General features: G+C 70.9%; 22 protein-coding genes. 8 read left to right on the plus strand and 14 right to left on the minus strand.

The window, feature by feature from the left end:
- Positions 1-13: 13 nt before the first annotated feature.
- Positions 14-1,771, plus strand: a complete 1,758-nt coding sequence (locus tag ACPYN5_RS09570; RefSeq protein ID WP_424448752.1) for a gamma-glutamyltransferase family protein — start codon at positions 14-16, stop codon at positions 1,769-1,771.
- Between the two features lie 27 nt (positions 1,772-1,798).
- On the opposite strand, the gene ACPYN5_RS09575 is transcribed toward ACPYN5_RS09570, so the two are convergent.
- The gene (locus tag ACPYN5_RS09575; RefSeq protein ID WP_424448753.1) at positions 1,799-2,470 is read right to left on the minus strand and encodes an alpha/beta hydrolase family protein; all 672 of its coding nucleotides are present in this window, start codon (positions 2,468-2,470) and stop codon (positions 1,799-1,801) included.
- A complete protein-coding gene (locus ACPYN5_RS09580) occupies positions 2,467-3,198 on the minus strand; it encodes a YflT domain-containing protein (RefSeq protein WP_424448754.1) in 732 nt (243 codons plus the stop codon). The genes ACPYN5_RS09575 and ACPYN5_RS09580 overlap by 4 nt, the downstream gene beginning before the upstream one ends.
- Positions 3,199-3,249: 51 nt before the next feature.
- Here ACPYN5_RS09580 and ACPYN5_RS09585 point away from each other — a divergent pair, with 51 nt between their 5' ends.
- The 3 genes from ACPYN5_RS09585 to ACPYN5_RS09595 are packed head-to-tail and all read left to right on the plus strand — an operon-like array spanning position 3,250 to position 6,178.
- Complete coding sequence (locus ACPYN5_RS09585; RefSeq protein ID WP_424448755.1) at positions 3,250-4,521, plus strand: magnesium transporter MgtE N-terminal domain-containing protein; 1,272 nt, start codon at positions 3,250-3,252, stop codon at positions 4,519-4,521.
- Complete coding sequence (locus ACPYN5_RS09590; RefSeq protein ID WP_424448756.1) at positions 4,521-5,045, plus strand: DUF1003 domain-containing protein; 525 nt, start codon at positions 4,521-4,523, stop codon at positions 5,043-5,045. The genes ACPYN5_RS09585 and ACPYN5_RS09590 overlap by 1 nt, the downstream gene beginning before the upstream one ends.
- Positions 5,042-6,178 (plus strand): Mrp/NBP35 family ATP-binding protein, encoded by a 1,137-nt coding sequence (locus tag ACPYN5_RS09595; protein ID WP_424448757.1) that lies wholly within the window; start codon positions 5,042-5,044, stop codon positions 6,176-6,178. Before ACPYN5_RS09590 ends, ACPYN5_RS09595 begins: the two co-directional genes overlap by 4 nt.
- Here ACPYN5_RS09595 and ACPYN5_RS09600 read toward each other — a convergent pair whose 3' ends face one another.
- Entirely contained in the window at positions 6,179-6,574 is a 396-nt protein-coding gene (locus ACPYN5_RS09600; protein WP_424448758.1) for a twin-arginine translocase TatA/TatE family subunit, read from the minus strand. It abuts the gene before it with no gap.
- Positions 6,575-6,645: 71 nt separating this feature from the next.
- On the opposite strand from ACPYN5_RS09600, the gene ACPYN5_RS09605 reads away from it, so the two are divergent.
- On the plus strand, positions 6,646-7,281 hold the full coding sequence (locus tag ACPYN5_RS09605) for an O-methyltransferase (protein ID WP_424448759.1): 636 nt from the start codon (positions 6,646-6,648) through the stop codon (positions 7,279-7,281).
- Positions 7,282-7,347: 66 nt separating this feature from the next.
- On the opposite strand, the gene ACPYN5_RS09610 is transcribed toward ACPYN5_RS09605, so the two are convergent.
- The 3 genes from ACPYN5_RS09610 to dapE form a co-directional block, all read right to left on the minus strand.
- Positions 7,348-7,521 carry a DUF3117 domain-containing protein gene (locus ACPYN5_RS09610; RefSeq protein WP_424448760.1) on the minus strand — a complete coding sequence of 58 codons (174 nt, stop codon included), beginning with the start codon at positions 7,519-7,521 and terminating at the stop codon, positions 7,348-7,350.
- Between the two features lie 73 nt (positions 7,522-7,594).
- Positions 7,595-8,800: a hypothetical protein gene (locus tag ACPYN5_RS09615; RefSeq protein WP_424448761.1), complete on the minus strand. Its 1,206-nt coding sequence runs from the start codon at positions 8,798-8,800 to the stop codon at positions 7,595-7,597.
- Between the two features lie 10 nt (positions 8,801-8,810).
- Positions 8,811-9,887, minus strand: coding sequence for a succinyl-diaminopimelate desuccinylase (gene dapE, locus ACPYN5_RS09620; RefSeq protein ID WP_424448762.1), 1,077 nt, complete (start codon positions 9,885-9,887; stop codon positions 8,811-8,813).
- Between the two features lie 43 nt (positions 9,888-9,930).
- Between dapE and dapD the strand changes: the two genes are divergently transcribed.
- Entirely contained in the window at positions 9,931-10,881 is a 951-nt protein-coding gene (gene dapD, locus ACPYN5_RS09625) for a 2,3,4,5-tetrahydropyridine-2,6-dicarboxylate N-succinyltransferase (RefSeq protein ID WP_424448763.1), read from the plus strand.
- Positions 10,882-10,952: 71 nt separating this feature from the next.
- Here dapD and ACPYN5_RS09630 read toward each other — a convergent pair whose 3' ends face one another.
- Positions 10,953-12,560 carry an L-lactate permease gene (locus ACPYN5_RS09630; protein WP_424448764.1) on the minus strand — a complete coding sequence of 536 codons (1,608 nt, stop codon included), beginning with the start codon at positions 12,558-12,560 and terminating at the stop codon, positions 10,953-10,955.
- A 92-nt stretch (positions 12,561-12,652) separates the two neighbouring features.
- Between ACPYN5_RS09630 and ppk2 the strand changes: the two genes are divergently transcribed.
- Positions 12,653-13,453: a polyphosphate kinase 2 gene (ppk2, locus tag ACPYN5_RS09635; protein ID WP_424448765.1), complete on the plus strand. Its 801-nt coding sequence runs from the start codon at positions 12,653-12,655 to the stop codon at positions 13,451-13,453.
- 88 nt (positions 13,454-13,541) lie between these two features.
- Here the strand turns inward: ppk2 and ACPYN5_RS09640 are convergent, their stop codons facing one another.
- The 6 genes from ACPYN5_RS09640 to ACPYN5_RS09665 all read right to left on the minus strand — a co-directional run bounded on the left by ACPYN5_RS09640 (position 13,542) and on the right by ACPYN5_RS09665 (position 17,789).
- Positions 13,542-14,834, minus strand: a complete 1,293-nt coding sequence (locus ACPYN5_RS09640; RefSeq protein ID WP_424448766.1) for a citrate synthase — start codon at positions 14,832-14,834, stop codon at positions 13,542-13,544.
- 101 nt (positions 14,835-14,935) lie between these two features.
- On the minus strand, positions 14,936-16,042 hold the full coding sequence (gene dapC, locus ACPYN5_RS09645; RefSeq protein WP_424448767.1) for a succinyldiaminopimelate transaminase: 1,107 nt from the start codon (positions 16,040-16,042) through the stop codon (positions 14,936-14,938).
- Positions 16,039-16,365, minus strand: coding sequence for a ferredoxin (fdxA, locus tag ACPYN5_RS09650; protein ID WP_023950512.1), 327 nt, complete (start codon positions 16,363-16,365; stop codon positions 16,039-16,041). The genes dapC and fdxA overlap by 4 nt, the downstream gene beginning before the upstream one ends.
- A 9-nt stretch (positions 16,366-16,374) precedes the next feature.
- Positions 16,375-16,776, minus strand: a complete 402-nt coding sequence (locus ACPYN5_RS09655; RefSeq protein ID WP_424448768.1) for a histidinol dehydrogenase — start codon at positions 16,774-16,776, stop codon at positions 16,375-16,377.
- Positions 16,777-16,785: 9 nt separating this feature from the next.
- The gene (locus tag ACPYN5_RS09660) at positions 16,786-17,100 is read right to left on the minus strand and encodes an AzlD domain-containing protein (RefSeq protein WP_424448769.1); all 315 of its coding nucleotides are present in this window, start codon (positions 17,098-17,100) and stop codon (positions 16,786-16,788) included.
- Positions 17,097-17,789 carry an AzlC family ABC transporter permease gene (locus ACPYN5_RS09665; protein WP_424448770.1) on the minus strand — a complete coding sequence of 231 codons (693 nt, stop codon included), beginning with the start codon at positions 17,787-17,789 and terminating at the stop codon, positions 17,097-17,099. The genes ACPYN5_RS09660 and ACPYN5_RS09665 overlap by 4 nt, the downstream gene beginning before the upstream one ends.
- A 48-nt stretch (positions 17,790-17,837) precedes the next feature.
- On the opposite strand from ACPYN5_RS09665, the gene ACPYN5_RS09670 reads away from it, so the two are divergent.
- Positions 17,838-18,179, plus strand: coding sequence for a DUF2200 domain-containing protein (locus tag ACPYN5_RS09670; RefSeq protein ID WP_424448771.1), 342 nt, complete (start codon positions 17,838-17,840; stop codon positions 18,177-18,179).
- 79 nt (positions 18,180-18,258) lie between these two features.
- On the opposite strand, the gene typA is transcribed toward ACPYN5_RS09670, so the two are convergent.
- Complete coding sequence (gene typA / locus ACPYN5_RS09675; RefSeq protein ID WP_424448772.1) at positions 18,259-20,172, minus strand: translational GTPase TypA; 1,914 nt, start codon at positions 20,170-20,172, stop codon at positions 18,259-18,261.
- Positions 20,173-20,245 lie beyond the last annotated feature (73 nt).

A 20,245-nucleotide genomic window follows, 5' to 3' on the forward strand; every position in this document is an offset into this window, starting at 1 on the left:
GACGCCGCCGGCGATGACGACCCGCCCGCTGCTGACGGGCACGTTCGGCATGGCCGCTTCGACCCACTGGCTCGCCACCGCCGCCTCGCAGGCGGTCCTCGAACGCGGGGGGAACGCCTTCGACGCCGTCGTGGCGGGCGGCTTCGTCCTGCAGGTCGTGGAGCCCCACCTGAACGGACCCGGTGGCGACCTCGTGGGTCTGTTCCACGCTGCCCGCGACGCTCATCCCCGAGTCCTCATGGGACAGGGGCCCGCACCTCGCGCAGCGACGATCGAGCACTACCGCGCGGAGGGTCTCGACGTCGTGCCGGGCTCCGGCGCCCTTGCCGCGGCGGTGCCCGGCGCCGTCGACGCCTGGCTGGTGCTGCTGCGCGACTACGGCACCTGGGAGCTCGCCGACGTCCTCGCCTTCGCGATCGGCTACGCGCGCGACGGGTTCCCGCTGCTCGCATCGGCGGCGGCGACGATCGCGCGGGTCGCAGACCTCTTCCGTGACGAGTGGCCGACGTCCGCGGCGCTGTGGCTGCCCGATGGGCGGGCGCCCCGGCCCGGCGACCTGTTCCGCAACCGCGCGCTCGCGGAGGTCTTCGAGCGTCTGGTGGATGCCGGGCGTCGAGAGGACGAGCGCGCCTCGCGCATCGAGGCGGCCCGCGTCGAGTGGAAGACGGGCGTCGTCGCGCAGACGGCGGGCGCGTTCGCCGCCCAGCCGCATCGCCACTCCACCGGAGGACGCCACGCCGGCGTCATCGCCGCCGCGGACTTCGCCGCGTTCTCGGCCGGCTACGAGGAGCCACTCACGACCGTCTTCCGCGGGCGGACCGTCGTGAAGGCCGGCGGGTGGACGCAAGGACCGGCACTGCTCCAGGCGCTCGCGCTGCTCGAGCCGCTGCCGGACGCCCGCCTCGACCCCGCGACGGTCGAAGGCGCGCACAACGTCGTCGAGACGCTGAAACTGGCCCTCGCCGACCGCGACGCGCACTTCGGGGACGGCAGCGACATCGCGGGTCTCTTCGATCCCGCCTACCTCGGCGCACGACGGGCCGAGATCGGCGCCGCCGCATCCCGCGAGTGGAACCCGGGCAGCACCGCGGGACGCCTCCCGCACCGCCCTCCGCTCCTGCGCCCCGCGGGCACCACGGCCGCCGGCACCGGCGAGCCCACGGTCGGGCGGACCGGCGAGACGCGCGGCGACACGTGCCACATCGACGTCGTCGATCGCTGGGGCAACATCATCGCCGTGACGCCGTCGGGCGGCTGGCTGCAGTCGTCGCCGGCGATCCCCGGGCTCGGATTCGCTCTCGGCACACGACTGCAGATGATGTGGCTCGATGAGAGCTCCCCCGCCGCCCTCCGGCCCGGCGTGCGTCCCCGGACGACGCTGTCGCCGACGCTCGTGATGAGCGGGGACCGCGCCGACACGGCGCTGGGCACGCCCGGCGGCGATCAGCAGGACCAGTGGCAGCTCCCGATGCTGCTGCGCATGCTCGTGGGCGGGTGGGACGCGCAGTCGGCTATCGACGCGCCGACGCTGCACACCACCGCCATGATCGACTCGTTCTGGCCGCGAACCTGGACTCCCGCCGGCGTGGTGATGGAGGACCGATTCGGCGACGATGTCGTGACCGGGCTGATCGCCCGCGGCCACGACATCACCCGGACCGGCCCCTGGAGCCTCGGCCGCCTCTCTGCCGTCGGGATGGACCGCGAGCGCGGAGTGCTGTGGGCAGCGGCGAACCCCCGGGGGATGCAGGGCTACGCCGCCGGCCGCTGAGCCGCTGTCGTCCCGTCGCCGTTCCGGTCAGGCGGCGAGCCGCCGGAGGCACCAGGGCACGACGAGGCCGGCGATGCCGGCACCGATCTCATCGGCGTCTCGTCTGCGGCCGGCCACCTCGAACGAGTGCCGACCGCCGTCCACCCAGATCAGCTCCGCGTCTGGGCACGACGCCACAACCGCCTCGAGGTCGCTCACGGGCTCGACGAACGGGTCGCGCGTGCCGGACACGAACAGCTGCGGAGCGCGCACGTCGGGAAGGTGTTCCGCCCGCGGCCGGTCGGGTCGCCCGGGCGCGTGGAGCGGATAGCCGAGGTAGACGAGCAGGGCGGGATCGATAGACCCCGCGGCGGCCGCCATCGACGCCATCCGCCCGCCGTAGGACTTGCCCGCCGCGATCACCGGGAGTCCCGGGTGCGCCTCGGCCACGAACTCGAGAACGCCGGACCACGCCGCGACGGCGTCGGCGGCAGCGCCCGGCAGGCGGCGACCGGCGACGACGTAGGGGAACGGGAAGCGTACGACCGCGACTCCGGCTGCTGCGCACGAGCGCGCGTAGCCCGCGAGGAAGGGGTGGTCCGGTCCGGCGCCGGCACCGTGGGCGACCACGGTCACCGCACGCGGATCAGCTGCGTCGTCGCGGAGGAGCGGCAGGTGGACGGTTCCGGCGGCGACAGCGACCGGCACCGTCTCGGTCATCGCGACGTATCGCCCGTCGGCGGCGCGGGCGTTTCCGGAAGCTCGGGCCCCGGGGCCTCGCCGCCGGGCGCGGGGCCCGTGGCGGGCGGCAGCGGCGCGTCCGCGGGGCCGGGGGCACCGACACCCGACGGCGGGCCCGCGGGAGCCCCGCTGGGCGCGGCCGGCCCCGGCGCGGGGCGATCGCCCGAGGGCGCGGGCACGGGATCGATGCGCTCGCCGTAGCGGGGAGGACCATCGGGCACCGGGGCGGCGGGCGCGGCCGGACGGGTGGCCGCGACGTTCAGCGCACCGCGCGCCCGGTGGATGCTGCTCGCCTGCACGGTGACCTCGTAGTGATCGGCGACGACCTGCGTGACCGAGGCGAAGTCGCGTCGGCGTCGCACGAGGGCGAACATCACGAGGCTCATCATCATGCCGATCGCGACTCCGACGAGCATCACGCCGAGGAACAGCTGGATCGCGGCATCCGGAGTGCCGAAGACGAAGATGAGCGAGAAGATCAGGCCGAGCAGGATGCCGTTGATCGCGCCCGTCCGCGCTGCGGTGGCGTAGCCGAGCCGGCCGGTGACGGTCTCGACGGAGCGCAGGCCGGAGCCGACGATCGCGATCTCACGTGCGGGGATGTCGGCTGCGATGAGCGTCGACACCGCCTTCTGCGCGGCCTCGTACGACGCGTATTCGGCAACCTTCTCGCCCGTGACCGCGGGCGGCCCGCCCATCATGCTCATCCCGTCATTGTGTCACGGGCGACTCCGGCGGTCGCCGACTACGCTGGAGCGGTGAGTACGCAGAGGGTTTTCGTCGCGCGCCTCGTCGGGTGCGTGGTCTTCGATCCCGCCGGCGACCGTCTCGGCAAGGTCCGCGACGTCGTCGTGATCTTCCGCAAGTCGGATCCTCCGCGCGTCATCGGTCTCGTCGTCGAGATCCCCGGCCGGCGCAACGTCTTCCTCTCGATCGGGCGGGTCACCTCGATCGCCACGGGACAGGTCATCACGACGGGCCTCATCAATGTGCGGCGCTTCGAGCAGCGCGGCGGCGAGGTGCGCGTCATGGCCGAGCTCCTCGGCCGCAAGGTGTACCTCCGCGACGGCTCGGGCGGCGCGGTCATCGAAGATGTCGCCATCGAGCGCAACCGCCTCGGCGAATGGGACATCGGCCAGCTCTTCCTCCGTCGCCCGAAGACCAGCGCCTCTCCCTTCGCCAAGGGACCGACGACCTTCGCCTCCTGGGGCGACGTGCGCGAGGACCAGTCGTCGGGTGCCGCCCAGTCGGCCGAGCAGCTCGTCGCGACGTACTCCGAGCTCAAGCCCGCCGATCTGGCCAACACGCTGCTCGATTTGCCCGCGGAAAGGCTGCTCGAGGTGGCGGAAGAGCTCCCCGACGAGCGGCTCGCCGACGCCCTCGAGGAGATGCCCGAGGACGAGCAGGTGCACATCCTCGAGCGCCTCGGCGACGAACGCGCCGCCAACATCCTCGACGCCATGGAGCCCGACGACGCCGCCGATCTGCTCGGCCAGCTGCCCGAGGGCCGCGTGGAGCAGCTCCTCGACCTCATGGAGCCCGAAGAGGCCGAGGATGTCCGCGCGCTCCTCGAGTACGGCCCCGATACCGCCGGCGGCCTGATGACGAGCGACCCGATCGTGCTGTCGGCCGAGGCGACCGTCGCCGAGGCCCTCGCGCTGATCCGGCGGCACGAACTGCATCCGGCTCTCGCGGCCTCGGTCTTCGTGACCCTGCCGCCGTACGAGACGCCCACGGGGCGACTCCTGGGCACCGTCCACTTCCAGCGGATGCTGCGCTACCCGCCCCACGAGCGCCTGGGAGCCATCATCGACGACACGGTCGACCCGGTCGCAGCGTCCTCGTCGGCGGCCGAGGTCGCACGCATGCTGGCCAGCTACAACCTCGTGTCCGTCCCCGTCGTCGACCAGGCGCGCCGCCTCCTGGGCGTCGTGAGCGTCGACGATGTGCTCGATCACCTCCTGCCCGACGACTGGCGGTCGCAGGATGTCGAGCCCCGGGAAGCCGCCGCGCTGCGAGGGCGACGCTGATGGCCCGCTCGTCGAAGACCCCGTCGCTCGAGGCGCCGCGCGGCCGGCGGGCCGGCGTTCTGGGAGCCCGGACGCCGCAGCCCTCGCGCGACCGCTTCGGGCGCTTCACCGAATGGATCGCGCGGGCGATGGGCACCCCGGCCTTCCTCTTGGCGCTGTCGCTGTTCTGCGCCGCGTGGGTCGCGTGGAACACGCTGACGCCGGTCGAGCTGCGCTTCGACTCCGCAGCCAACGGCTTCACCGCGCTGACGCTGATGCTCTCGCTTCAGGCGTCGTACGCCGCGCCCCTCATCCTGCTCGCTCAGAACCGCCAAGACGATCGCGACCGCGTGCAGATCGAGCAGGACCGGCAGCGCGCCGAGCGGAACCTGGCCGACACGGAGTACCTCGCCCGCGAGGTCGTCGCGCTCCGCATGGCGATCTCCGACCTCACGGACGGTCTCGTGACGAAGGAGACGCTGCGCGCCGAGCTGCGAACGGCGCTCGACCGGCTCGACTCGGACGAGCGGCCGGCTCCGCGATGACCTCGGCCGCGGTAAGAGCTGCCGTCGCCGCCGTTCGCGACCCCGAGCTGCGCCGGCCGCTCGGAGAGCTCGACATGGTCCGCGACGTCGTCCTCGACGGTACCCACGCACGCGTGGGCATCGCTCTGACGATCGTCGGGTGTCCTGCGGCCGACCGGATCGAGCGCGATGTCCGGGATGCAGCGCTGTCGGCGCCCGGTGTCGAGACGGTCTCGGTCGAGGTCGGCGTCATGACCCCCGCGGAGCGGGCGGCACTCACGGAGCGCCTGCGCGGTGGGAGGGCGACGCGGGAGAATCCGTTCGGTCCCGACTCCCTCACGCGCGTCATCGCCATCACGAGCGGCAAGGGCGGCGTGGGCAAGTCGACGCTCACCGCCAACCTCGCCGTCGCCCTGGCGCAGCGCGGGCTCGCTGTCGGCCTGATCGACGCGGACGTGCACGGCTTCTCCATCCCTGCCCTTCTCGGCCTCGTCGGAGACGACGGGCTGCCGCCCCAGCCGACGCGCATCGACGGACTGATGCTCCCCCCGATCGCGCACGACGTTCGCACGATATCGATCGGGATGTTCCTCCCCCGTGATCAGAGAGCGCCCGGTGCGGTCGCCTGGCGCGGACCGATGCTCCACCGCACGGTCTCGCAGTTCCTCACCGACGTGTACTTCGGCGACATCGATGTGCTCCTGATCGATATGCCGCCCGGGACCGGCGACGTCGCCATCAGCGTCGGCCAGCTGCTCCCCCACGCCGATGTCGTGGTCGTCACGACGCCGCAGACGGCGGCGGCGGATGTCGCCGTGCGCAGCGGCCTGGTCGCGCGGCAGACCGGTCAGCGCGTGATCGGGGTCATCGAGAACATGTCCGCCATGACGCTGCCCGACGGCACCGCTCTGGACCTGTTCGGCAGCGGCGGCGGAGCCCGTGTCGCGGAGGCGCTGTCGGTCGATGCGCCGGTGCCGCTGCTCGGGTCGGTTCCGCTGAGCCCTGCCCTCCGCAGCGACGCCGACAGCGGCGTCCCCGTCGTCGTGGCCCACCCCGGCGACCCGGCCGCTGCAGCGATCGTCGGGATCGCCGAGACGATCGCCCGCGGCGGGCGCGCCCTGGGCGGCCGGCCGCTGCCGCTGCGCGTCGGCTGATCAGGTCGCTTCGTCGTCGAAAGGCACGATGGCCCCGCGCTCGAAGCGCATCGCGGCTTCGCCGGCGGCATCCATTCCCACCGCGGCCGCGGTCGTGATGGCCGCTCCCGCTGCCGCCGCGCGGACGGTGGGCACCGGCGCGTCCTCGAGGAGGGCGTCGCGGATGATGCGCCGCGGGTCGTACTGGCGCGGATCGAGTTTGCGCCACTCGACGTCGGAGAAGTCGTCGCCCATCTCGTCCTTGACGCGATCCTTGGCGCCGTTGACCCATTCGCGCGCGCGCACGGTGAAGCGCGCCAGGGTCTCGGCGAGACGCGGAAGGCGCTCGGGACCGAGGAGGAGGACAGCGGCGAGCCCGATGAGGATGAGCTTGTCCCCGTCAAGGCCGAAGAACATGAGCCCAGATTACCCGTGCGCCTGAGCGGACCGAGCCACTCGGGCACCTACGCTGGCACGAGGAGGAAACGATGGGTGGTCAAGAAGCGATCCGCAGGTTCGCGATGGAGGCGACGGTGGAACCGGAGCACATCTCCCGCGCGCGTGCACACGCCCTCGAGATCGGGGCGGCACCGATCAGTCCGCCGGTGGGCGCGCAGTGCGCCGTCCTCGCCGCGGCGACGGGAGCTCTCAACATCGTCGAGATCGGCACCGGCGGCGGCGTCTCGGCGCTGTGGCTGCTCCACGGCTCTCCCCGGGCGACTCTCACGACGATCGACATCGAGCCCGAGCATCTCGCCGTCGCCCGGCAGTCGTTCACCGAGGCGAAGGTCCCGCCCGCGCGTGCGCGTTTCATCACCGGCCGCGCCGCCGACGTCCTGCCCCGCATGAACGAGGCGTCGTACGACATCGTCCTCGTCGACGCCGACCCCGACGGCGTGATCGAGTACGTCGAGCACGGACTGCGCCTCGTGCGGCCCGGCGGCATGGTTCTCGTCCCCCGTGTGCTCGCGGGCGGCGCCGTCGCCGATCCGGTCCGGCGCGACGACATCACTCGCGCCTACCGGTCCCTCATCCACGAGACGCAGTCCTCCCCCGCCGTCCTCGGCGCTCTCTCGATCGTCGGAGAGGGGCTGCTTCAGCTCACGACAGTGGCGTCCGCCTGACGGCGGCCCCGTACGAACGAGAACGGCCGGTCCCCATCGGGACCGGCCGTTCTCGTGGCTTCGTCGTCAGGCGCCGCCGACGACTCCGCTCAGCACGCTGTGGAGTTCCTTGGCCTCTTCATCATTGACCGAGACGACCAGACGCCCTCCGCCTTCCAGGGGGACACGCACGATGATCAGGCGCCCCTCCTTCACGGCCTCCATCGGTCCGTCTCCGGTTCGCGGCTTCATGGCTGCCATCGCGGCTCCCTTTCGTCATGAGGACTACCTGAAGAGTTTATCGTGCGGCGCAGGCACGGCGCGGACACGCACCTCAGGGAATCTGAGCGAAGGTGCTCCCGAGGGCGTACATCGTGTAGATCCACCACCACTGCACGCCGATTCCCGCCGCGAGCACCCCGACCCGCCACAGGCGCGAGGTCGGAAGCGCCACCGCGCCCCACAGCGGTGAGAGCGGGACGAGGAGGCGGAACGTGCTGGACTGCGGGAAGAACACGGCGAGCAGGTACAGCAGGTAGGCGCCGGACCAGAGGCGGATCGGCGCCCCGAGACGTCGCACGCGACGGTCGGCGATGAGCGCCACCGCCGAGACGACCGCCACGGCGACCAGAGCCGCCAGGCAGGTCCACGCCGGAATGCCCCAGATCTCGGACCACAGCAGAGCTGCCCGGACCGTGCCGTCGAAGGGGACGAACCCGCCGTGGTCACCCACCCACGATCGACGCCACGCCAGCTCGGTCTGCAGGTAAGCGCCCGCATCGCCCGTCACGAGGCCGGTGATGATGGGCCACGCGAGGCCGCAGGCGGCCGCGAGCAGTCCACCGGCGACGATGTGCACGACCTCGCGTCGGGTCAGTGCGTCGCGCGTGCGCCGACTCCAGCGCCAGATCCCGTAGAGCGCGAGCATCAGCGAGAACGCCAGCACGCCCGGCCGCGTGAAAGCCATGAGCGGGATCCAGAGGTAGAGCCACCACCACCGACGACGCTCGACGGCGAGGAGTCCGAGCAGAAGGAACAGCTGGAAGAGCGATTCCGCGTAGCCGAGCTGGAACAGCGCGGCCATCGGACCGGCGAAGCTGAAGAAGACCACCGCCCACATCGCCGCGGCCCGCCCGATGCGTCGTCGCAGCAGCGCGAAGAAGACCAGGCACGCGAGATACCCGGCCACCCCCGAGACCAGCGGCGCCGCGACCGGGAAACCTCCGACGAGGCGGCCGACGGCCTCGGTGATCGCGGGATACACCGGCATGAACGCCCACGCGTTCTGCGCGACGTGACCGGCGGCATCCACCGGCAGCGCCGTCGGGTACCCGCTGTGCGCGATGAGCCAGTACCACTGGGCATCCCACCCCATCGTGAGCGAGCCCAGCGTCGCATCGGGCCCGAACCGCGATCGCGGGCCGCTCAGATCGGCGGCGGCGATCAGGAGGGCCGTGGTCACCGCGCGGGAGGCGAGGTAGACCAGCGCGATCGCGGCCGCAGCGGGCAGAGCGATCGCGGCGCGGCGCAACGGCCTCATGCGGCCGGGATCACCGCGACGACAGCCACGACCGGAGCCCGTGCTCGACCGCTTCGATCTGCGCCACCGGCACCCGCTCCTCGTCGTGATGCGCCAGCGAGGGGTCGCCGGGGCCGTAGTTGACGGCGGGCACACCGAGCGCCGAGAAGCGCGCGACATCCGTCCAACCGTACTTGGGACGGGGCTCCGCGCCGACGGCGGCGACGAACTCCTGCGCGAGCGGCGCGTCGAGCCCCGGGCGGGCACCGCCGGCGAGATCGATGACCTCGACCTCGAAGCCGTCGAAGAAGGCGCGGACGATCTCGACCGCCTCCTCGGGAGTCCGGCTCGGCGCGAAGCGGTAGTTGACCTCCACCTCGCACAGGTCGGGGATGACGTTGCCGGCGACCCCACCGGAGATGCGGACGGCGTTCAGACCCTCGCGGTAGACGAGCCCCTCGACCTCGACCTCGGCCGGGGTGTGCGCGGCCAGACGCTCCAGGATCGGCGCCGCGTGGTGGATCGCGTTGTCCCCGATCCAGGCCCGCGCGCTGTGGGCCCGCACGCCCCGGGTGCGCACGATCGCGCGGAGGTTGCCGTTGCAACCTCCCTCGACCTGACCGTTCGAGGGCTCGCCGAGGATCGCGAAGTCGCCCGCGAACAGATCGGGGCGGTTCGCGGCGAGCCGCGTGAGGCCGTTGAGCTCCGCCGCGACCTCCTCGTGGTCGTACCACATCCACGTCAGATCGACGCGCGGGTCGACCAGCTCGGCGGCCAGCTTCAGCTGCACGGCCAGACCCGCCTTCATGTCGACGGTGCCCCGACCCCACAGCAGCTTCTGCCCGTCCTCGACGATCTCGCGCACAGGGAGGTTGTCGTTGATGGGAACGGTGTCGATGTGACCGGCGATCACGACACGTTGCTCGCGCCCGAGCCGAGTCCGGGCGACGATCGTGTCGCCGTCGCGGACGACCTCGAGGTGTCCCAGGGGCGAGACGGCGGCGAAGATGGCGTCGGCGAGGGTCGTCTCGTCGTCCGACACGCTCGGGATGTCGCACACGGCCCGGGTCAGATCGGCGCTGGACACGGTCAGATCGAGCTCAGGCATGCCGCGATTCTATCGACGCCGACCGCACCGATAACCTGGAGGCATGAGCGAACGGTGGGCATGGGGCGTGGGACTGGCGACCTCGAGCAGCGACGGCACGACACTCGACAGCTGGTACCCCGAGCCCGCACTGGGCGCGCCCACGGCCGCCGAGTCGGCCGCCGCGATGGTCGCCTGGGCGCCTCTCGCCGCCGACGACGAGCGTCGGGAAGTGAGCGTCGAAGCCGTCACCGTCACGATCGACCTCGACGCCGCGCCCGCCTCGACCCCCGACGCCTACCTGCGCCTGCACGTGCTCTCGCACCGCCTGGCGGCACCCAACACCGTCAACCTCGACGGCATCTTCGGCCACCTCCCCATCGTCGCCTGGACCACGGCCGGCGCGATGCACCCCGACGACGCCACCCGCCGTCGCCCGCTGCTCCAGCGCGACGGCATCCAGGTGCACAGCCTCGACAAGTTCCCGCGGCTGCTCGACTACGTCACTCCCCCCGGGGTCCGGATCGCCGACGCCTCGCGCGTGCGACTCGGGGCGCACCTCGCGCCGGGCACCACGGTGATGCACGAGGGCTTCGTCAACTTCAACGCCGGTACCCTCGGCGCCTCGATGGTCGAGGGCCGGATCTCGCAGGGCGTCGTCGTGGGCGACGGCAGCGACATCGGCGGCGGCGCCTCGATCATGGGGACTCTCTCCGGCGGAGGCAGCCACCAGGTCTCGATCGGTCGCCGCACGCTGCTGGGTGCCAACGCCGGCATCGGCATCTCCCTCGGCGACGACTGCGTCGTCGAGGCCGGTCTGTACATCACGGCCGGTTCGAAGATCGTCCTCGCCGACGAGCCTGCGACCGCGTCCGGAGCCCGCCCGAACGTCAAGGGCGCCGAGTTGTCCGGCCGTGACGGCATCCTGTTCCGTCGCAACTCCCTGACGGGCGCGATCGAAGCCGTGCGGCGTGCGGGCGTCGGTGTCACCCTAAACGAGGCCCTGCACGCCTGACCAGCGGCGGCGGGACGTGCGGCGGCGGGACGTGCGGCGGCGGGACGACGCCGGAGGGCCGGCTCAACTGATCAGGTCAGGAGCAGCGAGAGCAGGCCGCTCCAGAGGCACACCACCGCGAGCATTCCGAGGCTGTACCACAGCGACGCTCGGAGGATCTCGGACTCCCGGCCCGCGAGCCCGACGGCGCCGGCCGCGATCGCGATCGACTGCGGTGAGATGACCTTGGCCGCCGTGCCACCGGCGGTGTTCGCCGCGACCAGCAGCGCGGGGTCGACGGCGAGCTGACCGGCGGTAGCCACCTGCAGGGGCGCGAAGAGCGTGTTGTTGTTGACCACCGAACCGGTCAGGAACACACCGATCCACCCGATGATGGGCGCGAGGAGGGGGAAGAGCGGGCCGACGGCCGCCAGCGCCGTTCCCATCGACGCCGACCCGCCCGAGTAGTTCGCGATGTTCGCCAGAACGAGGATGATCGCGATGAGGAGCAGCGCGCGCCACAGCTCACGCATCGTCTCGACGAGGGTCCGCGCGAGATCCGCCGCCCGCAGCTGCGGAGTCGTCCAGAACGATACGAGCACCGCCAGCAGGATGGCCGTACCGGTCGCGTTGACCGGCGTGAAGCTCCAGGCCGCCGTGACGACGTCGCCGGCCGGGGTCTGGACACTGCCGGTCAGCCCGGGCATCGGAACCCCGAAGACGAGGAACGACAGCGGCCCTCCGGCCGCGAACAGGTCTTTGAACGCCGGGAGGCTCCACACCAGGATGACCGCGGTGAGGATGTAGAACGGGCTCCACGCGGAGACGACCTCGCCGAGACTCGCGCGCCGCGCTTCGGGCTCGGGCGCGCCCGGCTCGCGGTGGATGCGGCGGGGCTGCCAGACCCGGCCGAGCAGGAAGAGCGCGACCATCGCTGCCAGGCCGGAGGCGAGGTCGGCGAGCTCGGGGCCGAGGAACCACAGCACCCCGGCCTGCACTCCGCTGAAGACGATCGTGACGACGACGGTCGCCGGCCACGTCTCGCGGAGTCCCCGGACGCCGTCGAGGATGACGACGAGCAGGAACGGGATGAGCAGTGTCAGCGGCTGGAGGACGAGCACCATCGCCCGCGAGAGCTCGTGCACCTCGATCCCGCCGACCTGCGCACCCACGATGACCGGGATGCCGATGGCGCCGTAGGCTCCCGCGCCGGCATTGGCGACGAGCGAGATCATCGCCGCGCGCAGCGGACGGAAGCCCAGCTGCACCAGGAGCGCCGCGCAGATCGCGATGGGAACGCCGAACCCGGCGGCGCCCTCGAGGAACGCGCCGAACGAGAAGCTGATCAGCAGGACCTGGATGCGCTGATCCGTCGAGATCCCCCCGATCGACGAGCGGATGACGTCGAAGCGGCCGCTGGCGACGGCGAGCTTGTAGAGCCACACCGCCATGACGATGATGTACGCGATCGGCCAGATCGCGGTGAGCAGACCCAGGAGTCCCGCTCCGCCGATGGCTGTGAGCGGCATCCCGAACCCGAGCGACGCGACCAGGAGCTGCGCGACGAGGGCGATCAATCCGGCGAGGATGCCGCTGAGCCGCACCACCACGAGCGCGACGAGGAACACCACGATGGGGATGGCCGCAACGAGCGCCGACAGGACCAATGAACCGAGCGGATCCGTCGTCTGCTCCCACATGCGCACTCCCCTGGTCGACCGCCGGGCCTCACCCTAGCGGGCCCCGGGTCGCGGACGCGAGGGGGCGTATGCTCGCGGCAGGAGGTGGTGAGATGTCCGATCGTCTGCCGAAGAAGGTGTACGAGGCCGAGCTCAAGCGTCTGCAGGCGCAGCTGGTCGACATGCAGGCCTGGGTCCAGGCCACCGGCGCCCGCATCGTGGTGATCTTCGAGGGGCGCGATGCCGCGGGCAAGGGCTCCACGATCAAACGGGTGTCCGAGTACCTCAATCCGCGCGTCGCCCGCATCGTGGCACTCCCCGCGCCGACGGAGCGTGAGCGCTCGCAGTGGTACTTCCAGCGCTACACCGCGCACCTGCCCGCCGCCGGCGAGATCGTGCTGATGGACCGCTCCTGGTACAACCGCGCGGGAGTCGAGCGCGTCATGGGCTACTGCACGAGTGACGAGTATCACCGGTTCCTGCACCAGGCACCGATCTTCGAGCGTCTGCTGGTCGAGGACGGCATCCTGTTGCTGAAGTACTGGTTCAGCGTCTCGGACGTCGAGCAGGAGAAGCGGTTCCGCTCGCGCAACGAGGACCCCATGAGGCGCTGGAAGCTCTCCCCCAACGACGTGCTCTCCATCACGAAGTGGGAGGACTACTCGCGGGCGAAGGACACGATGTTCGTCCACACCGACATCCCCGAGGCTCGGTGGCACGAGGTCGACAACGAGGACAAGCGCCGGGGACGGATCAACATGATCCACCACCTGCTCCAGCAGATCCCCTACGAGGTCGTCGAGCGAGCCGAGATCGATATCCCGCCGCGCCCGGCCTCGGGAGGATACGAGAGGCCGCCGCAGCAGCTGGACGGATACGTCCCCGACTACGCGGCGACGCTGCTCGCCGACTGACACGCGGAGCGGCCGCAGATCGCGACGACGTGCGAAAGGCCGGCGCGTCATGGGTACGCGCCGGCCTTTCGTGTTCGTTCGGCCTCGGTCAGGAGACGGGGTAGTCCCGCTCCTCCGAGCCGATGTACAGCTGCTGGGGACGCCCGATCTTCGTCTGGGGGTCGTTCTGCATCTCGCGCCAGTGCGCGAGCCACCCGGGCAGTCGGCCGATTGCGAACAGCGGCGTGAACATGCGCGTGGGGAAGCCCATCGCCTTGTAGATGACGCCGGTGTAGAAGTCGACGTTCGGGTAGAGGCGACGCTCACGGAAGTAGTCGTCGCTCAGCGCGATCTCTTCGAGTTCCTTCGCCAGGTCGAGCAGCGGGTCGACGACGCCGAGCTCGTTCAGGACCTCGTCGGCCGACTCCTTCACGAGCTTGGCGCGCGGGTCGTAGTTCTTGTAGACGCGGTGCCCGAAGCCCATGAGCTTCACGCCGTCTTCCTTGTTCTTGACCCGCTCGACGAAGCGCTCGACGCTCTCGCCCGAGTCGCGGATGCGCGCGAGCATGTCGAGGACGGCCTCGTTCGCGCCGCCGTGCAGCGGGCCGTAGAGGGCGTTGATGCCGGCGGAGATCGACGAGAACTGGTTGGCTCCGGTCGATCCGACCAGGCGCACCGTCGAGGTCGAGGCGTTCTGCTCGTGGTCCTCGTGCAGGATCAGCAGGCGCTCGAGCGCCCGGGAGACCACCGGGTTGACCTCGTACGTCTCGGCGAGCACACCGAAGTTCAGTCGCAGGAAGTTGTCGACGAAGCTCAGCGAGTTGTCGGGGTAGAGGAACGCCTGGCCGACGCTCTTCTTGTGCGCGTATGCCGCGATGACCGGAAGCTTGGCGAGCAACCGGATGGTGTTCAGCTCGACGTGCTCGGGGTTGTTCGGGTCGGACTGGTCCTCGTAGTAGGTCGACAGCGCGGCCGTCGCGGCGGACAGGACCGACATCGGGTGCGCCGTGTGCGGCAGCGACGAGAAGAAGCGCTTCAGATCCTCGTGCAGGAGCGTGTGGCGACGGATGCGGTCGTCGAACCCGGCCAGCTCGTCGGCCGTCGGCAGGTCGCCGTAGAGCAGCAGCCACGCGACCTCGAGGTAGGTGGAGTGCTTCGCGATCTGCTCGATCGGGTAGCCGCGGTACCGCAGGATGCCCTGATCGCCGTCGATATAGGTGATGGCCGAGCGCGTTGCGGCGGTGTTGACGAAGCCGTAGTCGAGGCTCGTGTGGCCCGTCTGCTTCGTGAACGTCGAGAAGTCGACGCTCGGAACTCCAGCGGTTCCGTGCAGCACCGGCAATTCGGCGGTGCGGTCACCGATGGTGACGGTGGCCTTCTGCGGGGTGCCCGTGTCGTTCACGAAGCCTCCTTGCGATCGTCCGGTGCGGTCATTACAGCCTATCGGGCGCGCGAGCCTACTCCGGACGGCGCCAAAGGATCAGCGGATCAGTGGGAGTAATCCTACGAATCCGTCAGGCGTGCAGCGGCGGACTCGATCCGCTCCTGCGGCGCCGTGAGCGAGAAGCGCACGTGCTGCGGGAAGTGCTCCCCGTAGAAGTGCCCGGGCCCGGCCAGGATGCCGCGCTCGGCGAGACGACCGAGGGTCTGCCAGGCGTCCTCGCCCGCCGTAGCCCAGAGGTACAGGCCGGCTTCGCTGTGATCGATGCGGAACCCGGCGCGCTCGAGCGCCGGCCGGAGCACGTCGCGGCGGCGGCGATAAATCTCCTTCTGCGCAGCGACGTGACCGTCGTCGCGCAGTGCCGCCGCCATCGCGTGCTGCACGGGCAACGGCAGCATCAGCCCGAGGTGCTTGCGCGCCGTGAGCAGCCGGGCCACGATCGCCGCGTCGCCGGCCAGGAACGCCGCGCGGTACCCCGCGAGGTTCGACTGCTTGCTGAGCGAGTACACCGACAGCAGTCCGGAGACATCGCCCTCGCTCACGCGAGGGTCCAGCACGCTCGGCACCGGTGCGCTCGCCCAGGCCCCGTCCCAGCCGAGCTCGGCGTAGCACTCGTCCGAGACGACGACGGCGCCCAGGTCGCGCGCACGCGCCACCACACGGCGGAGGTCGGCGACGTCGAGCACACGGCCGTCGGGGTTTCCCGGCGAGTTGATCCAGACGAGCCGGGTCCCCTCGGGGAAGTCGTCGGGTTCGTCGGCTGCGATCGGCGTCGCACCGACCAGGCGCGCACCGACCTCGTAGGTGGGGTAGGCGGCACGCGGGTGCACGACGACATCGCCCGAGCCCAGCCCGAGAAGGAGCGGCAGCAGCGCGACGAGCTCTTTCGACCCGATCGTCGGCAGCACGTTCCCCGGCTCGAGGCCGGACACCCCTCGGCGGCGCTCGTACCACTGCACGATCGCCTCACGCAGCGCGGGGGTCCCGACGGTCTGCGGGTAGGCGTGGGCGTCCGTGGCCTCGCGCAGCGCCTGCGCCACCACCTCGGGGGTGGGATCGACCGGCGATCCGATCGACAGATCCACGATGCCGTCGGGATGACGGCGAGCCGTCGCGGCGTACGGGGCGACGGCGTCCCAGGGGTAGTCGGCGAGGTCGAGGACGCTCAATGCCCCTCCCCCTGCGGCGGCAGAGCGGCCACGAGGGGGTGATCCTTCGCGATGACGCCGACCTTCGCGGCGCCCCCGGGCGAGCCGAGGTCGTCGAAGAACTCGACATTGGCGGTGTAGTAGTCCTGCCACTCGTCGGGCAGGTCGTCTTCGTAGTAGATCGCCTCGACCGGGCACACCGGTTCGCACGCGCCGCAGTCGACGCACTCGTCCGGGTGGATGTAGAGCGAGCGCTCGCCTTCGTAGATGCAGTCCACGGGGCATTCGTCGATGCAGGCGCGGTCCTTCACGTCCACGCACGGGAGGGCGATCACATAAGTCACACGACGAGTCTAGTTCGTGCGCTCACGACCCGCCGCCGACCGGCCGCCGGTGAACGAGGGCCACCCGACGACGACGGCGACCATGATCGGCAGCGCGAACGTCCAGATGAGGCCCGTGCTCAGCTGACCCTCCGGCGGGGCGGGGACGACGACCGATCCCCCCGGTCCGCGGCCCGAGAAGACGATCGTCGCGACGAGGGCGCCGAGCCCGCACGCGAGCGCCGCCCAGCGGTCACTCGTGAGCAGGCGCAGCCCCGCCACGAGAGCGGTCACGCCGGCCACGGCGACGATGAGGCCGATCGGGAGCACGCCCCACACGTACGCCTGAGCGATCGTGCCGGCCACTCCGTAGACGCCGCCGGCCAGAGCCGCGACGAGCCATCCGGCGAGGCGAGACCAGGTCTGTGACACCGGTCAAGTCTAGGCGGCCCACCCCCACGCTCGAAGCGCCGCGGCCACGAGCGCGGCGACGGCGACCACGACGAGGAACGGCGCCCGGAGCATCAGCAGTACGGCGGCGGCCGCGACGGCGGGCAGCCGGGCGTCGACGACGATCGCCGTTCCCGCACCGAGTGTCTGGACGACGACGAGCGCCGACAGGAGCGCGACCGTCAACTGATCGATCACCCGCTGGGCCCGCGGGCCGTCGAACCAGCGCGGCGGCAGGAGGTAGCCGATCGCCTTGAGGGCCACGCACAGGATGGAGGCGAGGAGGATGCCGGTCCAGGGCGTCACGACGCCGCCTCCCGACGGAGCGGCATCGCCGCCGCGACCACGATCGAGACGACCGCGGCGATGAGCACGGGGACCCCGGGCATCGTGACAGGCGTCGCCATAGCGGCGACGACCGCTGCCGCCACTCCGACGGCCACCGCCTCGGCTCGCCGCAGCCGCGGCCACAGCAACGCGAGGAAGGCGGCTGCGGCGGCGGCATCCAGACCGTAGCTGCGCGGGTCGCCCAGGATGTCGCCGAGCAGCGCGCCGAGCAGCGTGAAGAGGTTCCATCCGGCGTAGATGCCGACACCGGTGACCCAGAACCCGACACGTCTCGCTCGCGATCCCGTCTGGGCGAGTGCGACCGCCGCCGACTCGTCGATCGTGAACGGGATGGCCGCGAGCCGGCGTGCGATGCCGCCGCCGACCACCGGCGCCATCCGCAGACCGTACGCGACGTTCCGCACCCCGAGCAGCGCCGCCGACGCGACGGCCGCGGGTACCGCCGACCAGCCGCCGGTCGCGATCACGCCGACGAAGGCGAACTGCGACCCGCCGGTGAACATGACCAGGCTGAGCACGCAGACCTGCCAGACATCCAGTCCCGCCGCGACTCCGAGCGCGCCGAAAGACACACCGTAGGCGCTCGTCGCGATCGCGACCCCCACCCCGTCGCGCCACGCGCGCCGCGTCGCGGCATCCTGCTCCATCGCTCCGATGCTATCGACCCGTCGCGAACGGCCGGATACCCTGACGGCATGAGTCGCGTGTTCACGATGAGCGTCGCCTCGGTCTACGTCCACTACGTGACCAAGGCGGAACGCAAGGGCCGCACGCGTGACGACGTCGACGAGGTCACGCGATGGCTCACCGGCTACAGCCAGGCAGAGCTCGAGGCCCACCTCGCCGCCGGCACGACCTTCCAGGACTTCTTCGCCCAGTCGCGCCTCAATCCCGACGCCACCAAGATCACCGGCGTCATCTGCGGCATCCGCGTCGAGGACATCGAAGACCCGCTGATGCAACGCATCCGATACCTCGACAAACTCGTCGACGAGGTCGCCCGCGGCAAGCGGATGTCGAGCATCCTGCGCAGCTGATCCCGCCGCAAGGACACGACCCCGGATGCCGAGGAGTCGGCATCCGGGGTCGTGGTCGAGGCTTCGTCGAAGCCCGGGATCAGGCGTTGGCGTCCTGGCGCTTCAGACGCGCCGTGGCGCGCGCGCGGTCGGTCGCAGCGAGCACGACCTTGCGGATGCGCACCTTCTCGGGGGTGACCTCGACGCATTCGTCGTCGCGGGCGAACTCGAGCGACTCCTCGAGGGTGAGCACACGCGGCGGCGTCATCGACTCGAAGGAGTCGGAGGTCGACGAACGCATGTTCGTGAGCTTCTTCTCCTTCGTGATGTTGACGTCCATGTCGTCGGCGCGCGAGTTCTCGCCGATGACCATTCCCTCGTAGACCTCTTCGGTGGGCTGCACGAAGAAGCTCATGCGCTCCTGCAGCGCGATCATGGCGAACGGGGTGACCACGCCCGAGCGGTCGGCGACGATCGAGCCGTTCTGGCGCGTGGTGATCGAGCCCGCCCAGTCGTCGTACCCGTGCGAGATCGCGTTGGCGATGCCGGTACCGCGAGTGATCGTGAGGAACTCGCTGCGGAAGCCGATGAGACCGCGCGAGGGCACCACGAACTCCATGCGCACCCAGCCGGTGCCGTGGTTGGACATGCCGTCCATACGGCCCTTGCGCGCAGCCATGAGCTGCGTGATCGCACCGAGGTGCTCCTCGGGCGCGTCGATGGTCAGGTGCTCGAAGGGCTCCTTGAGCTTGCCGTCCTCGCCGCGCTTGGTGACGACCTGCGGCTTGCCGACGGTGAGCTCGAAGCCCTCGCGGCGCATGTTCTCGACGAGGATGGCCAGCGCCAGCTCGCCGCGGCCCTGAACCTCCCACGCGTCGGGTCGGCCGATGTCGACGACCTTGAGCGAGACGTTGCCGATGAGCTCGCGGTCGAGACGGTCCTTGACCATGCGCGCGGTGAGCTTGTGTCCCTTCACCTTGCCCATGAGCGGCGAGGTGTTGGTGCCGATCGTCATCGAGATGGCCGGGTCGTCGACCGTGATCGCCTTGAGCGGGCGGACGTCCTCGGGGTCGGCGATGGTCTCACCGATCGTGATGTCGGGGAACCCGGCGATGGCGACGATGTCGCCGGGGCCGGCGTCCTCCGCGGGGAAGCGCTCGAGCGCGCGGGTCTTGAGCAGCTCGGTGATCCGGGCGTTGCTGGTGGTGCCGTCGGCGCGCACCCAGGCCACGGTCTGGCCCTTCTTCAGGGTGCCGTTGAAGACGCGCAGCAGCGCGAGGCGGCCGAGGAAGGGGCTCGAGTCGAGGTTGGTGACCCACGCCTGCAGCGGAGCCTCGTCGTCGTAGGACGGCGCCGGAACGTGCTCGAGGATGGCCTCGAACAGCGGCTCGAGGTCTTCGTTGTCGGGCAGCTCGCCGTTGCCGGGACGGTTGCGCGACGCAGCGCCGGCGCGGCCCGACGCGTAGACGACGGGCACGTCGAGCAGCGCGTCGACGTCGAGGTCGGGCACGTCGTCGGCGAGGTCGCCGGCGAGACCGAGCAGCAGGTCGTGCGCCTCTTCCTCGACCTCGGCGATGCGCGCGTCGGGGCGGTCGGTCTTGTTGACCAGCAGGATGACGGGCAGCTTAGCCTCGAGCGCCTTGCGAAGGACGAAGCGCGTCTGGGGCAGCGGGCCCTCGGACGCGTCGACGAGCAGGACGACGCCGTCGACCATCGACAGACCGCGCTCGACCTCACCGCCGAAGTCGGCGTGGCCCGGGGTGTCGATCACGTTGATCGTGACGGGGACCTCGGTGTGTGCGCCGTTGTAGGTGATCGCCGTGTTCTTGGCGAGGATCGTGATGCCCTTCTCGCGCTCCAGGTCGTTGGAGTCCATGGCACGTTCCTCGACGTGCGCGTGGTCGCCGAACGAGCCGGTCTGGCGGAGCATGGCGTCGACGAGCGTCGTCTTGCCGTGGTCGACGTGCGCGACGATCGCGACGTTGCGGAGGTCAGGACGAAGGGCGTGCGCCATGAAGGGGTCCTCAGGATGAAGGGGAAAAGCCGGGATGCCGACAGGAGAGTTTACCGCAGGCGCCCTGCGAGGA

It is taken from the genome of Microbacterium arborescens, assembly GCF_049707515.1.
Lineage (GTDB): Bacteria > Actinomycetota > Actinomycetes > Actinomycetales > Microbacteriaceae > Microbacterium > Microbacterium arborescens_B.

What these genes read in the sequence shown, in the direction of transcription:
- ACPYN5_RS09630 (WP_424448764.1), bottom strand. Translation starts at nt 12,560, where the DNA reads ATGTGGGAGCAGACGACGGATCCGCTCGGTTCATTGGTCCTGTCGGCG.
- ACPYN5_RS09570 (WP_424448752.1), top strand. Translation starts at nt 14, where the DNA reads ATGACGACCCGCCCGCTGCTGACGGGCACGTTCGGCATGGCCGCTTCG.
- ACPYN5_RS09615 (WP_424448761.1), bottom strand. Translation starts at nt 8,800, where the DNA reads ATGAGGCCGTTGCGCCGCGCCGCGATCGCTCTGCCCGCTGCGGCCGCG.
- ACPYN5_RS09600 (WP_424448758.1), bottom strand. Translation starts at nt 6,574, where the DNA reads ATGTTCTTCGGCCTTGACGGGGACAAGCTCATCCTCATCGGGCTCGCC.
- ACPYN5_RS09580 (WP_424448754.1), bottom strand. Translation starts at nt 3,198, where the DNA reads ATGAGCATGATGGGCGGGCCGCCCGCGGTCACGGGCGAGAAGGTTGCC.
- ppk2 (WP_424448765.1), top strand. Translation starts at nt 12,653, where the DNA reads ATGTCCGATCGTCTGCCGAAGAAGGTGTACGAGGCCGAGCTCAAGCGT.
- ACPYN5_RS09590 (WP_424448756.1), top strand. Translation starts at nt 4,521, where the DNA reads ATGGCCCGCTCGTCGAAGACCCCGTCGCTCGAGGCGCCGCGCGGCCGG.
- typA (WP_424448772.1), bottom strand. Translation starts at nt 20,172, where the DNA reads ATGGCGCACGCCCTTCGTCCTGACCTCCGCAACGTCGCGATCGTCGCG.
- ACPYN5_RS09610 (WP_424448760.1), bottom strand. Translation starts at nt 7,521, where the DNA reads ATGGCAGCCATGAAGCCGCGAACCGGAGACGGACCGATGGAGGCCGTG.
- ACPYN5_RS09670 (WP_424448771.1), top strand. Translation starts at nt 17,838, where the DNA reads ATGAGTCGCGTGTTCACGATGAGCGTCGCCTCGGTCTACGTCCACTAC.
- ACPYN5_RS09665 (WP_424448770.1), bottom strand. Translation starts at nt 17,789, where the DNA reads ATGGAGCAGGATGCCGCGACGCGGCGCGCGTGGCGCGACGGGGTGGGG.
- dapD (WP_424448763.1), top strand. Translation starts at nt 9,931, where the DNA reads ATGAGCGAACGGTGGGCATGGGGCGTGGGACTGGCGACCTCGAGCAGC.
- ACPYN5_RS09605 (WP_424448759.1), top strand. Translation starts at nt 6,646, where the DNA reads ATGGGTGGTCAAGAAGCGATCCGCAGGTTCGCGATGGAGGCGACGGTG.
- ACPYN5_RS09575 (WP_424448753.1), bottom strand. Translation starts at nt 2,470, where the DNA reads ATGACCGAGACGGTGCCGGTCGCTGTCGCCGCCGGAACCGTCCACCTG.
- ACPYN5_RS09595 (WP_424448757.1), top strand. Translation starts at nt 5,042, where the DNA reads ATGACCTCGGCCGCGGTAAGAGCTGCCGTCGCCGCCGTTCGCGACCCC.
- dapE (WP_424448762.1), bottom strand. Translation starts at nt 9,887, where the DNA reads ATGCCTGAGCTCGATCTGACCGTGTCCAGCGCCGATCTGACCCGGGCC.